General features: G+C 40.0%; 12 protein-coding genes. All 12 read left to right on the top strand.

What is annotated here, in order from left to right; all coding sequences use genetic code 11:
- Nucleotides 1–179: 179 nt before the first annotated feature.
- The 12 genes from QZT73_RS03640 to ruvA all read left to right on the top strand — a co-directional run bounded on the left by QZT73_RS03640 (nt 180) and on the right by ruvA (nt 14,105).
- Complete coding sequence (locus tag QZT73_RS03640; protein ID WP_291786656.1) at nt 180–965, top strand: enoyl-CoA hydratase-related protein; 786 nt, start codon at nt 180–182, stop codon at nt 963–965.
- 21 nt (nt 966–986) lie between these two features.
- Entirely contained in the window at nt 987–2,516 is a 1,530-nt protein-coding gene (locus QZT73_RS03645) for a lipopolysaccharide biosynthesis protein (RefSeq protein WP_291777122.1), read from the top strand.
- Nucleotides 2,506–2,940, top strand: coding sequence for a dUTP diphosphatase (gene dut / locus QZT73_RS03650; RefSeq protein WP_291777125.1), 435 nt, complete (start codon nt 2,506–2,508; stop codon nt 2,938–2,940). Before QZT73_RS03645 ends, dut begins: the two co-directional genes overlap by 11 nt.
- A 180-nt stretch (nt 2,941–3,120) precedes the next feature.
- A complete protein-coding gene (locus QZT73_RS03655) occupies nt 3,121–4,851 on the top strand; it encodes a tetratricopeptide repeat protein (RefSeq protein ID WP_291786662.1) in 1,731 nt (576 codons plus the stop codon).
- Complete coding sequence (locus QZT73_RS03660; RefSeq protein WP_291784546.1) at nt 4,844–5,581, top strand: DUF4292 domain-containing protein; 738 nt, start codon at nt 4,844–4,846, stop codon at nt 5,579–5,581. The genes QZT73_RS03655 and QZT73_RS03660 overlap by 8 nt, the downstream gene beginning before the upstream one ends.
- Before the next feature lie 4 nt (nt 5,582–5,585).
- Nucleotides 5,586–6,830, top strand: coding sequence for a peptidoglycan DD-metalloendopeptidase family protein (locus QZT73_RS03665; RefSeq protein ID WP_291784544.1), 1,245 nt, complete (start codon nt 5,586–5,588; stop codon nt 6,828–6,830).
- Between the two features lie 112 nt (nt 6,831–6,942).
- Nucleotides 6,943–7,146, top strand: a complete 204-nt coding sequence (tatA, locus tag QZT73_RS03670; protein ID WP_291784542.1) for a twin-arginine translocase TatA/TatE family subunit — start codon at nt 6,943–6,945, stop codon at nt 7,144–7,146.
- Between the two features lie 21 nt (nt 7,147–7,167).
- Nucleotides 7,168–8,598, top strand: coding sequence for an Asp-tRNA(Asn)/Glu-tRNA(Gln) amidotransferase subunit GatA (gatA, locus tag QZT73_RS03675; RefSeq protein WP_291786665.1), 1,431 nt, complete (start codon nt 7,168–7,170; stop codon nt 8,596–8,598).
- Between the two features lie 22 nt (nt 8,599–8,620).
- On the top strand, nt 8,621–10,036 hold the full coding sequence (locus tag QZT73_RS03680; protein WP_291786668.1) for a lytic transglycosylase domain-containing protein: 1,416 nt from the start codon (nt 8,621–8,623) through the stop codon (nt 10,034–10,036).
- A 76-nt stretch (nt 10,037–10,112) separates the two neighbouring features.
- Nucleotides 10,113–11,216 (top strand): DUF4837 family protein, encoded by a 1,104-nt coding sequence (locus tag QZT73_RS03685; RefSeq protein ID WP_291781409.1) that lies wholly within the window; start codon nt 10,113–10,115, stop codon nt 11,214–11,216.
- 22 nt (nt 11,217–11,238) lie between these two features.
- A complete protein-coding gene (locus tag QZT73_RS03690; RefSeq protein WP_291781406.1) occupies nt 11,239–13,509 on the top strand; it encodes an NADP-dependent malic enzyme in 2,271 nt (756 codons plus the stop codon).
- Nucleotides 13,506–14,105, top strand: coding sequence for a Holliday junction branch migration protein RuvA (ruvA, locus tag QZT73_RS03695; protein ID WP_291781403.1), 600 nt, complete (start codon nt 13,506–13,508; stop codon nt 14,103–14,105). The genes QZT73_RS03690 and ruvA overlap by 4 nt, the downstream gene beginning before the upstream one ends.
- The last annotated feature ends 21 nt before the right edge of the window (nt 14,106–14,126 follow it).

The raw sequence follows: 14,126 nt of genomic DNA on the forward strand, positions 1-14,126 counted from the left end.
AAAAACGGCAGAATTGGGCGGTAAACCTATTCCAATTTAGCATAATATCCATAGGTATGGTTGGATTGAAATATGGCTCAAAATCAGGCCAAAATCTGTGTTTTATAGGATTTTTCTAAGAATCTCTTTGCTAATGTACGTACTGCTTGTATATTTGGTTTCAACATTCACCTATTCCTATGGCTGATACCAAAAATATTCTCTCTGAAGAAAAAGACGGGGTTCTTTATTTGACTGTCAATAGAGAGTCAAAATTGAATGCATTAAATTTTGCAACCTTAGAAGAAATCAGGAATATTTTCAATGAGGTTTCTGATAACAAAGATATCAAGGCAGTGATGATTACCGGTTCAGGGGAAAAGGCTTTTATTGCAGGAGCCGATATAAGTGAGATAGCAGAGCTCAATGAGCTGAATGCCAGAAAATTTGCCGAAAATGGCCAGGAAATTTTTGACTTAATTGAGAATTGTCACAAGCCTGTTATAGCTGTAGTCAATGGTTTTGCTCTTGGAGGGGGCTGTGAATTGGCAATGGCCTGCCACATGAGAGTGGCAACTGCCAATGCTAAATTTGGGCAACCTGAAGTGAACCTTGGGATTATACCCGGTTATGGAGGCACCCAGAGGCTTACACACCTAATAGGTAGAGGCAAAGCGAATGAACTTATGATGACAGGAGATATGATTGGCGCCGATGAGGCCAAAAATTTGGGCTTGGTCAACTATGTTATGCCGACGAAAGCTGAGGCCATGGAAAAAGCTGAAGAAATTGTCCTTAAAATCATGAGCAAAGCGCCTTTGGCTATTGGAATGATTGTAGATTGCGTCAATGCTGTATATACCTCAGAAGAAAACGGCTTCCAAACAGAGGCAAATAGTTTTGCAAGGTGTGTAAAATCAGGAGATTATAAAGAAGGTACAAGTGCCTTCCTAGAGAAGAGAAAACCGGTTTTCAAGGGGGAGTAATTCCCCTTTTTATTTTTTAGGATGAGCCAACTCAAAAAATTAGCCGGTCAGACCGCTGTATATGGGATCAGTAGTATACTGGGCAAGACCGTTAATTTCTTGTTATTGCCCATTTATACGGCCTATTTGGATAAAGAAGCGCTGGGTTCTTTTACGGCAATTTATGCCTTCATCGCTTTTTTAAATGTAGTATTTACCTATGGTATGGAAACTACCTATTTCAGGTATGCTACAGGTAAAGGACTGGAACCCGAAAAGGTATATTCACAGATACAATCTTTATTGATCACTACTTCATTGTCCTTAGGGGCTTTGATTTATATCAGTGCTGATCCAATTGCTCATTTTTTAGGCTATGAAGGAAGAGCCCATCTTTTCCGATGGGTAGCCTGGATCCTTGCAATTGATGCCATGCTTGCTTTGCCTTATGCCAAACTTAGGAAGGAGAATAGGGCTTTATCATTCGCATTAACCAAATTAGGAAACATCCTTTTGAATGTCGGGTTCAATGTGTTCTTCTTGGTGTTTTGCTTTCATGTATGGAAAGGTGATATTTTTTCAGGCTTAAAACCCATCATTGACTCCTTTTATAATGAAAATTGGGGGGTAGACTACATTTTACTGGCCAATTTACTTGCCAATGCGCTGATGATCCCGGTACTCTTTAAGTTATCGGGGAAATTCAGTTTTGGAATAAACTGGGCTTTCATAGGTCCGATGTGGCACTATGCGGTACCTTTGCTCTTTATGGGTCTGGCTGGAGTTACGAATGAGGTTTTTTCCAGAGGCCTGTTCGAATATGTTTTGCCAGAAGGTTTTTATGAAGGACTAAGCGCTAGAGAGGCAGGAGGGGTTTTTGGGGCAAATTATAGGCTTGCAATTTTCATGAACTTGGTCATACAGGCCTTTAAATATGCAGCAGAGCCATTTTTTTTCAACCAGTCCACAGAAAAAAACAGTCCGGAATTATTTGCAAAAGTCATGCATGCTTTTGTCATTTTCTGCAGTACATTAATGATTATTATATCGGTCAATCTGGATATTTTGGGCGGATTTTTCCTTAGAGGGGAAGGCTACAGCGCAGGTTTGCATATTGTGCCTTTACTTTTGTTCGGCTATTTGTTTCTTGGCATTTATTTTAATCTAAGTATCTGGTTTAAATTGACGGATCAAACTAAATATTCTTTCTATATCACCCTTCTCGGTGCGGTTGTTACGGTCTTGGTCATCTTGATATTTGTACCATGGTTGGGTTATTTGGGTGCAGCACTCAGTACCTTGGCCTGTTACCTTGTCATGTCATGGGTTTGTTACCTGTATGGCCAAAAATATTTCCCGATCCCATATCATACAGAAAGGGATTTATTTTACCTGATTTTTGCTTTTGCATTGAGTTATATGGGGTTTTTCATGGACTTTGAGATTTCAGTAATTCAATTTATCTCAAAAAATGCGCTTGTGATTCTTTTTCTTCTAGTAGTTTTGTTTTTGGAAAAAGATAAACTCCATGATTTAGGAATTGATATCAAAAGAAAAAAGAATGAAAGTTAAGGTAATCAACCGCTCCCGGCATCCGCTTCCAGCCTATCAGACCCCACTGGCCGCAGGCCTGGATCTAAGGGCTAATTTGGATGCGCCTGTAACGCTCCAACCTCTTGAAAGAAAACTTATTGGGACAGGCCTTTTTATAGAATTGCCGTCAGGCTATGAAGCCCAAATAAGGCCTAGGAGTGGACTTGCTTACAAACATGGTCTTTCAGTTCTCAATACACCGGGGACCGTTGATGCGGATTATAGGGGAGAGGTCAAGGTACTTTTGGTCAACCTTTCGAATTCATCTTTTGTGGTGGAAGATGGGGAACGGATTGCCCAAATGGTAGTAGCCAAGCACGAACAGATCAATTGGGAAGAGGTTAATGTCCTTTCCGAAACTGAACGTGGAGCAGGGGGATATGGCAGTACAGGGAAGGCATAGATCATTTAACAGAACTTAAAAGCTTGCTTATTGATTGACATTTTGTCAATAAAGATAAAAAGGCATTAAGTTTGTGAATATATTACTATTCGAAATGGTTTGGGATTCTTTCCACAAAACCAAGCACTTGCTTCTATCGTATTGCATCATTTAGAAGCCTTAATAGCTAACAAACAATTCGTGAAAATCAATTTAAAATATTCTTTCCTCCTTACTCTGGTCATTGTGGTGGTATTTCCAGCCATTGCGCAGAAAAATCTTTCCCGTAAAGAGAAAAAAGAGCAAAACCGTGAAGCATTGGCTTCCAGATTATTTATTGATGGCCAAAGGTATCTGATGTTGGAAGATGTTGATCGGGCTTATTTTTATTTTCAAAAAGCCAGGGAGCTAAGACCAGATGATGCCGCAGTAAATTTTAAACTTGCAGAAATCCTGCTTCGTGTCAACAGAGTAGATGATGCTATGGAGTACGGAATGCGTGCAGTGGAGGCAGATCCTGAAAATAAATATTACAATTTGGTAATGGCAGAGGCCTTTACAAAACAAGGAGAACTTGAAAAAGCAGCCCAGATTTTAGAAAATCTAATGGAGAACTCTGATGAAAATCAGAACTACATCCTTGATTTGGCATCCCTTTACCTTTCATTGGGGGATTCTGATAAGGCCTTGGAAGCCCTTAACCGCGCAGAAGATTTTTATGGAATTGCTGAACAGCTAACCCTTCAAAAACAAAGAATATATCTTAGAAAAAATAACCTGAATGCAGCGATAAAAGAAGGAGAAAAACTTATTGAAGCGCATCCTGGCAATTCCCAATATGTACTCAGTCTGGTAGAAATTCTTTTTAACAATGGCAGGACAAACCAAGCATTAGAATTGGTCAATCAATCCTTGGAAGCATACCCCAATCAAGGAGACCTTCAGCTTGCTGCTTATGCACTTTATAAAGATATTGGAGAAATTGATAGAGCAGAAACCCTGATGTTGCAGGCATTTTCCAATGTGGATTTAGAGGGCAAGGTAAAAGCAGAAGCATTTGGGGAAGTTCTAAGAGAACCTAAGACAGTAAGAAGGGATTCACTTATGAACCGTCTGGAAAAAAGAATGATGGCCATAAATGGAGACGATCCTGAAGTGCTTGCTGTTTTGGCAGATAGATTAATGATCAATAACCAAGTTGAAGAAGCCTTAGCGTTATATGAAAAATCTGTTAATATCAGTCCGGCCAATGCGCAAGTATTACAGGCAGTGATCACTACCAAGTTTGAGATGCAAAGTGATTTCGCGGAAATTGAAAATTACACAGAAGTCGCAGTAGATGAGCATCCGGAGCGGGCTGAATTTTGGTTTTTTGATGGTACGGCCAAACTGGCCCAGAAAAAAGGAGAGGAAGCTGAAGTATCATTTTTGAAATCACTTGAGGTCAATAGGGGAAGAAATAAACAATTGGATTTACTGGTAAAAGCCTCATTGGGCGACACTTACCACATGATAGGGAAAAAGACAGAGGCTTTTGAGAAATATGAACAGGTCCTTGCGAGTAAACCTGAAGACGAACATGTGCTGAATAACTATGCTTACTTTCTCTCACTATCCAAAAAGGATCTTGAGAAGGCCAGATCCATGTCAGAAAACCTGGTAAAAAGATTTCCCAATAACTCCACCTATTTGGATACCCATGCCTGGGTATTATTCCAATTACAGGATTATGAAAATGCTAAAATATTTATGGAAAAGGCATTGGAAAATGAAGATAAACCAAGCGGTGTAATGCTTGAGCATTATGGAGATATTTTATATCATTTGGGGAATAGAAGTGAAGCCATCAGTTTTTGGAAGCAAGCCGAGGGTGGAGATGAGACTTCCGAGTTTTTATTAAAGAAGATCAAGGATCAAAAATATTATGATTAAAAAGTTTTTTGGGGCAATGATCATTCTTGCCTTCATATTTGGGGGCTGTGCCAAAAGACCTAATTTGTATACCTCAGATGAAGTAATGCAGGAATTTGATCCTGCTTACCTGGATTTTAATTATTTGTCCGCTAGGGGAAGGATAGTTATTGAAGAAGCCAGTGGAAAGACCACAAGGGGCACCATAAATTTTAGGGCAAAGAAGGACAGTATTATTTGGTTCAGTGTAACCCCTGGCTTGGGTTTAGAAGCATTTAGGGGAGTCATTACAAAGGATAAAGTCAGATTGAAGGACCGTTTGAACGGAGAAGATATTAATATGAGCTTTATCGAAATCACTGACCGTTATGATCTGAAATTATCCTTGGAACTGCTACAAAACCTGATGTATGCAAATGTGCCCAATGAGTTTAGTTATAGAGATAGGTTGATCAGGGTAGGACAATATTTTGAACTGACACAGGCGCGGGACGGAATAAGGTATCATTCAAGGGTCAGTACACGGCATGGCAAGGTGCAGGAATTGACTAGTACCTCTATGTTGGATAAGGGAGGGCTTCTAGCCAATTATCCCGTTTTCGAAGATGTGGAAGGTCAACCTTTTCCCAATAAAATGCTACTTAAACTTTCTTACAATTCTCCCGAAGGTACTCAGGTAGCTATTGTAAATCTGGAAATGACAAAAGTAGAATTTTCCCCCTATCCTTTAAATTTCCCTTTTCAATTTTAGGGTTATGAATAAGCTTAAGGTCATAGGGTTATTGGTTTTGATGCTAGGGGCAATCGCCTTACAGGATACCCATGCCCAAACCCGCAAGACCAGGGCGCAGATTGAGAAAGAAAAAGCAGATATTCAAAAAAAACTGCTTGAATTTGATCAGATTCTCAAAAAAACTGCGGAATCAAAAAGGGTTTCTGTCGGGCAGCTCAATGCTGTAAACCAACAACTTCAAAATCGCATTAATTATATCAACACACTCAACCGAGAAATGAGGTTGTTGGAAACAGAAATCAAAGAAACGGAAAATAGGATTACGGCACTTGAAAAGGAATTAAAGAACCTTAAGAAGGAATATTCGGATATGGTCTACACCTCATCCAAGCTCAATCAAGGCACCACCATGACAGCTTTTGTTTTTAGTTCAGAGACCTTTAAGCAGTTTTTTATGAGGCTAAGGTACCTGAAGCAGTATGCCGATGCCCGCAAGAAGCAAGTTGAGCAAATAGAAAAGGTTTCCGTTGAACTGATCGGTCAGAGGAACAGTTTAAATGATAAGAGCTTAGAATTGAGGGCTGTATTGAGTCAAGAGCAACAGCAAAAACAACAACTCGATAAAGCTAAGTCAGAACAGCAACGAATTGTGAATAGCCTGAATCAACAGGAACAGGAGCTCAGGAAACAGATTGCTGCGGCCAAAAAACAACAGGAAAACCTGAATCGCATGCTTCGTGAGATCATTGAAGAGGATCGGAAAAAAGCAGAGGCGGCCGCAAAAAGATCAAGTTCAACAGCCAATAAGGCATCAGGAAGCAGCATACCGCTTACTCCAGAGGCTGCGGCATTGTCCAGTTCCTTTTCAAGCAATAGAGGTAAACTCCCTTGGCCAGTAGAAAGTGGATTTATCTCCAGACCTTTTGGTACCCATCCCCACCCAACCTTAAAGGGGATTACAGAGGACAATGATGGGGTAGATATCCAAACAGCTCCCAATGCCAACGTGAGGGCTGTATTTGATGGGGAAGTTATCAAAATAGGTACAATTCCTGGTTATGGAGGTACTATTGTGGTCAGGCATGGAGAGTATTACACTATGTACAGTAAGCTTAAGGTAATTTCCGTGAAATCAGGAGAAAAGGTCAAAGCCAAACAGGTTTTGGGACAAGTGTATACCAATCGGGAAGGTGTTGCGGAAGTCCATTTTGAAACATGGAAAGGACTGCAACCAATGAATCCATCTATTTGGCTTGCAGGTCAATAAAACAAATAATTCGTATATTTATAAAAAAACAGGGATATAGATGACGTAATCCTTTGCGATAGCGTTGTACAAGTATATCTTTGTAACAATTCATCATTTAAATTATACCAACATGACAACATTGGGTTTCTTTCAAAATATGGGTGGAGGATCAATTATCCTTATCATCTTAGTGATTCTTCTGCTTTTTGGAGCCAAGAGAATCCCGGAACTGGCAAGAGGGCTTGGGAGAGGTATTAGGGAGTTTAAAGACGCCACTAAAGAAATTCAGGAAGACCTTGAAGAAGGACTGAAGGAAAAAAAGAAAAAAGACTAAACGGAACCAAAGAGCGACACCTTGGAAAAATTCCTTTCATTTGACGACATTAAAAAGTCGCTTGAAAATAGGGAAACCGATTGTAAAGCGATTGTAAATTATTACTTAAACAATATCAAGACGAAGGCGCATCTCAACGCCTTCGTTGAAGTTTATGAGGAATCTGCTTTGCAGCAGGCTGCTCAAGTGGACAGTAAAATTGCTTCCGGAAAAGCGGGGAAATTGGCGGGTATGGTCATAGGCATCAAAGATGTGCTGGTTTATAGAGACCATGAAGTTAATGCCTCCAGCAAAATTCTGGACGGTTTTGTTTCCCAATTTACAGCCACAGCTATTCAAAGGCTGATCGAAGAAGATGCCATCATCATTGGCAGACTCAACTGTGATGAGTTTGGCATGGGGAGTTCCAATGAAAATTCTGTTCATGGGAAAGTGCTGAACGCCGCTGATGAAAACCGAGTACCAGGAGGTTCCTCCGGTGGATCCGCAGTTGCTGTTCAGGCCAATTTATGTACGGTTTCCTTAGGAACTGATACCGGTGGTTCTGTAAGGCAGCCAGCTGCATTTACAGGTTTGATTGGTATTAAACCCACCTATTCAAGGGTTTCAAGATGGGGATTGATAGCCTACGCTTCCTCATTTGACACCATTGGGGTTTTTTCCCGCAATGTAAAAGACAATGCCCTGGTTATGGAAATTATGGCAGGTCCGGATAACTTTGACAGTACAGCATCCAAAAAGCCTGTTCCTCATTATTCGGAATTGCTTCATTTTGACAAGAGAGCTAAAATCGCCTATCTTAAAGAAACACTGGAATCTCCGGCACTTCAGCAAGAAATCAAAGCTAACACATTGGCGGTGCTGGAGAAATTAAAGCAGGAGGGACATGAAGTGGAAGAAGTTCAGTTTCCTTTGTTAAAATATGTACTCCCAACCTACTACATCCTTACCACTGCTGAGGCAAGTTCCAACCTTTCAAGATTCGATGGCGTAAAATATGGATACAGAAGTCCAAACGTTCATAACTTGGAAAGCATGTATAAAAAAACAAGGTCAGAAGGTTTTGGTGAGGAGGTAAAGAGGAGAATCATGTTAGGTACTTTTGTTTTAAGTGCAAGTTATTATGATGCTTACTTTACCAAAGCACAAAAAGTTAGAAGATTGATCAAAGAATATACAGAAAATTTGCTGTCAAAATACGATTATATTGTTCTTCCGACAACGCCTTCAACAGCTTTTAAGTTTGGGGAGCATAGCAACGATCCTGTAGCCATGTATCTTGAGGATTTATTTACCGTACAGGCATCGGTTTCCGGTGTTCCTTCGTTATCCTTACCAAATGGAACCGACAGCAAAGGTTTACCTATTGGCATTCAAATTATGGCCAACTCATTTAAAGAGGCTGAATTGTATGCTTTTGGGAACTACTTGATGGATTTAAACAGTAATTGATAACATATAAGTGTACCTGATCATGAAAATGAAAACCATCACTAACTCGTTCATAGCCATATTGATCTTTTTGGTCAACGGAGTTACTTTTGGTCAGGAAATTTACTTGTATAACAATGCTTCTATTGAAGAAGAGACCATTTCACCCACTTATCAATTTGATTATATACCTGATTTCACTTATGATGAAGTGGCGAGAAAAATCCGGAAAATGGAAACCGGAATGCCTTTTGAGTTGAATGATAGGATTTTTTCCTTTATCAATTATTTCGTGGTCCGTAATAGGGAATATACCAAGATGGTCCTTCAGAGAAAAGACGTTTTCTTTCCTCTTTTTGAAAGTACACTTGCCGCGCATGACATGCCTGATGAGATCAAATACCTTTCAATTATAGAGTCCGGATTAAATCCCAGAGCAAGATCAAGGGTAGGTGCGATGGGTCTATGGCAATTTATGCCAGCCACAGGTAAAATGTATAACCTATACGTAAATTCTGATATTGATGACAGGATGGATCCAGAGCTTTCTACAGAGGCTGCGGCAAAGTATTTAAAATCCTTATACCGCATGTTTGGAGATTGGGAAGTGGCACTTGCAGCCTATAATTGTGGTCCCGGAAATGTAAGAAAAGCCATAAGAAGATCAGGTGGTAAAAAAACTTTTTGGGAAATTTACAATTATCTTCCAAGAGAAACCAGGGGTTATGTACCTCAATTTCAGGCGATGATTTATGTTCTGAATTATGCAGAAGACCACAACCTTTTTCTTGAAGAGCCTGTTTATCCAATAGCTTATGACAAAGTCAGGTTCAATCAGGAATTGGATTTGGAGCAATTGGCATATATGACTGGTCTATGCATAGAAGATCTTGAATCGCTTAATCCTTCTATACAAAACCGGCTGATTCCCGATTCGCACCGGCATATTGCCATTAGGGTCCCTAAATCAAAAGCAAATCTGATCACTGAAAATAAAGAAAGCTTTGCAGAAGCTGTAAAATTGACTGATGAAAGGTCGTTGGCCCTGAGAAGCAATAACAAAAACATCAGTCCGCAAATCCCAAGTAGAACAGTTGCCGTTCCCACAGGAGAAAGGATCACCTATAAAGTCAAATCCGGGGATGTCTTAGGGAAAATAGCTGAGATGCATGGTACAACAGTTACCAATATTAAAGATTGGAACAACCTGTCTTCAAATCTAATAAAGGTGGGGCAAACACTCTATATTTACGGAAATAAGAGTGATTCTATAAATAAGAATTTGGCAGATATTTCAGAAACCAATCCATCGAATCCTAGGGTTTATACAGTTCAGCCTGGAGATTCGCTGTGGTTGATTTCTAAAAAGCTCAATGGTATTACTGTGGACCAATTGAAAAAGCTCAATAACCTTAATTCCAATCAAATCAAGCCTGGGCAGAAATTAATTATAGGATAACTATTTTCTTAGGAAAATAATTTTTAATCACTTTATTAATTTCTAAATTGCAAATGCCAAAAAATACGGAGAAGATATGAAATTCAAAAATAGGGGCTTGGTGATGATGCTGATCATTGCCACCATAGGATTTTGGAGTTGTGCGGAGAATGAGGATTCTCAAAACTCCACAAAACCAAAAGCTAGGGGGGCTATAGGTGAAATTATATTAGCCATTGATTCTACCAAGTGGGAAGGTCCGGTTGGGCAGACACTCAGGGAGATTTTTCAAGAGGATGTTTCTGGTTTGATCAGGGATGAAAGCATGTTTGATATCCGGAAAGTTGATCCAAGAGGAATGACGAGAATTTTGAAGATGGCTACCAATATCGTTTATGTGACCACATTTGATGATAAAAAATCGGCGAGTCAGAATATCAATGCTTTATTTACCAAAGAGGCCAAGGAAAAAGCCAGTAATGATCCTTCCTTGTATATCCTTAGAAATGCAGATGAGTTTGCTGTCGGTCAGGAGGTTGTTTACTTATTTGGTAACAATGAAGAGCAGCTGATCCAAAACCTCAAGGATAATAAATCGAAGATACAGAATCTTTTTCAGGTAAGGGAAAGGGGCAGGTTACAGAGAGCGTTATTGAACAGGAAAAATTCTTCTGCCAAGGTGGCTGGTGAAAATTTAGGATTAAGCATCAATGTTCCAGCTTCTTATCAAATAGTAAAGTCCGAAAATAATTTTTTGTGGCTAAGACAACCCACTCCAAGATCAGATAGGCCAGATATCAGTCTCTTTTTCTACGAGACAGACTATGTATCTGAAGAACAGACCTTTCCTCAGGAAATCTTACAGTTACGAGAAAAGATTACCAAGCAGCATATTTTTGGAGACCCTTCCAATAGGAACTCTTATTTGGTGACAGAGCGTGTATATCCCATACCTGTATTTAGTAATTTCAAGATAAACGATAATTTTGCGGTTGAAATCCGGGGAGGTTGGAAAACCAATAACCTCAGCATGGGAGGCTCATTTCTGGCTTACCTTATTGTGGATGATAAAAATGGAAAGCTGTACTACATGGAAGGCTTTGTTTATTATCCCAATGAGGCCCATAGAGAACCAGTCCGGGAGATTGAAACTATTTTACTAGCAACGGAAATTCTCCAAGAACAGGAGGTGTCCAGCTGATACTTAAAACAAATAAACCTATATGGCCATTAAAATCCGCAAAGAGGATGCACTGAATTACCATGTGCAGGGGAAACCCGGTAAAATTGAGGTAATCCCAACAAAACCACTTTCCAGCCAGTTAGACCTGGCACTAGCTTACTCACCAGGTGTGGCTGAACCTTGCAAAGAAATAGCCAATGATAAAGAAAATGTTTACAAATATACCGCAAAGGGTAATCTTGTAGCTGTAATTTCAAATGGAACCGCAGTTTTAGGACTAGGAGATATTGGCCCTGAAGCCTCTAAACCAGTGATGGAAGGCAAAGGTGTACTGTTCAAAAAGTTTGCAGGTATAGATGTTTTCGATATAGAAATTGATGAAAAAGATCCCCAGAAGCTGATACAAATTATCAAGTCTTTGGAGCCGACATTTGGAGGGGTCAACCTTGAAGATATCAAAGCACCTGAGTGTTTTGTGATTGAGGAGACATTGAAGAGGGAAATGAATATACCTGTTATGCATGATGACCAACATGGTACAGCCATCATTTCAGGGGCAGCTTTGCTTAATGCACTCGAAACTGTAGGTAAAAAAATAGAAGAAATTCAATTGGTGGTGAATGGAGCCGGGGCTTCAGCAGTTTCCTGCACCAAGTTTTATATGACTCTTGGTGTAAAGAGAGAGAATATTGTCATGTGTGACAAAGAAGGGGCAATACGGGAGGACCGACCAAAGCTTGATCCAATAAAGCGTGCCTTTGCTACAAAAAAGGATGTATATACACTTACGGACGCTTTAGAAGGTGCAGATGTTTTTCTAGGTCTTTCTGCAGGTAATATCATGACCCCTGACCAGATTCTAAAAATGGCAGAAAACCCCATCGTTTTTGCCCTAGCCAATCCCGATCCGGAAATTGCTTACGATTTAGCCATGTCTACCAGGGATGACCTGATTATGGCCACAGGAAGGTCTGATTACCCAAATCAGGTGAACAATGTACTGGGCTTTCCATATATTTTTAGAGGGGCTTTGGATGTAAGGGCTACTTCAATCAATGAAGAAATGAAATTGGCTGCCGCTAAAGCCATTGCTGCCCTGGCCAAAGAACCGGTTCCAGATATTGTAAATAAAGCTTATGGTGATACCAAGATGGCTTTTGGGAGACTTTACTTGATTCCCAAACCCCTAGATACAAGATTGATTACTACAATTGCACCTGCGGTGGCAAAGGCAGCCATGGATTCCGGTGTGGCAAAATATGCGATTACTGACTGGGAAGCTTATGAGCTTGAATTACAGGAAAGAATTGGTATCGATCAAAGGCTGATGCTAAGGGTTGTAACCAGAGCCAAAAAAGATCCCAAACGTGTGGTATTTGCAGAAGCGGACAATGTCAAAATCCTGAAGGCAGTTCAGGTATTGCGAGATGAACGTGTGGCTATACCCATTTTGTTAGGCAGAAAAGAGAAAATATTTAAAATCATCGAGGAAAACCACTTAGACCTTACTGGCGTTACAATCGTCGATCCTTATGAAGATGAAGAAAGGTTACGTCAATATGGTAATATACTCTTCGAAAAACGCAAGCGCAAAGGTTTGACGCCTCAGGAATGTTTTCGCCTGATGAAAGACCGAAACTATTTTGGATCTATGATGGTAGAACTTGGGGAGGCGGATGCCCTGATTTCTGGTCTTACTAAGGATTATCCCAAAACCATTCTACCGGCACTGCACGTCATTGGAGTCAAAAAAGGTATAGATAGGGTGGCAGGAATGTATATCATGAATACGGATAGAGGGCCTTTCTTCTTCTCGGATACCACAGTAAATGTAGACCCTACTGCAGAACAATTGGTTGAAATCGTAGGACTTACTGCCAATGGGGTAAGATTCTTTGACATTGAGCCCAAAGTAGCCATTCTTTCTTATTCTAATTTTGGATCAGCAAAAGGCCAAGTAGCAAGTAAAACAGCCAAGGCAGCTACGATGGCGAGGGCCAAGTTTCCAGAATTGGTAATTGAAGGAGAAATGCAGGCTAATGTCGCGTTGAATGAGGAAATCCAAAAAGATAATTATCCTTTCAGTTCGCTGATTGGAAATAAGGCCAATACCTTGATCTTTCCAGACCTTAGTTCTGGCAATATAGCATACAAATTGCTTTCAGAGCTTGGTAATGCTGAAGCAATCGGGCCCGTTCTTTTGGGAATGAACAAACCAGTGCATATCTTACAGCTTGGTAGTTCCATTCGGGAGATAATCAACATGGTAGCCATTGCGGTCGTTGATGCCCAAACCAAAGAAAACTTATGATTGCATATTTAAAAGGTAAATTATTTTACAAGGACCCCACATTCGTTATTATTGATATTTCTGGCGTGGGTTATCATGTCAAAATTTCATTACAGACTTATTCAAAAATCAAAGATGAGGAGCATATTATGCTCCTCACTTATTTGCATATCAAAGAAGATGCACATACCCTTTTTGGCTTTAAAGAAGAAGGTGAAAAAAGATTATTTTTACATTTGCTGTCAATCTCAGGGGTAGGTCCCAATACTGCCTTGATGATTTTATCCTCCTTGAGCTCCGATGAACTAGAACTGGCGATTGCCCAAGAGGATTTCCGTACTATACAGAACGTCAAAGGAGTGGGGGCTAAAACTGCTCAGAGAATAGTATTGGAGCTGAAGGATAAAATCCAAAAGGAAAGTCTTTTGGATCAATCCCAAGTTCAGGTTGGTTTTATGAAATCAGGCAATAAAATCAGAGAAGAAGCGTTACAGGCACTGATTACATTGGGTTTCCCAAAAGCTACTGCGGAAAAAAATATTGCGGCTGTACTGAAAAAAACGGGCTCAGATATTTCATTAGAAGAATTAATTAAAGCATCTTTAAAGGCACCTTAATCCACCATTTAAATCTTTGGT

It is taken from the genome of Cecembia sp. (assembly GCF_007126775.1).
GTDB lineage: Bacteria > Bacteroidota > Bacteroidia > Cytophagales > Cyclobacteriaceae > Cecembia.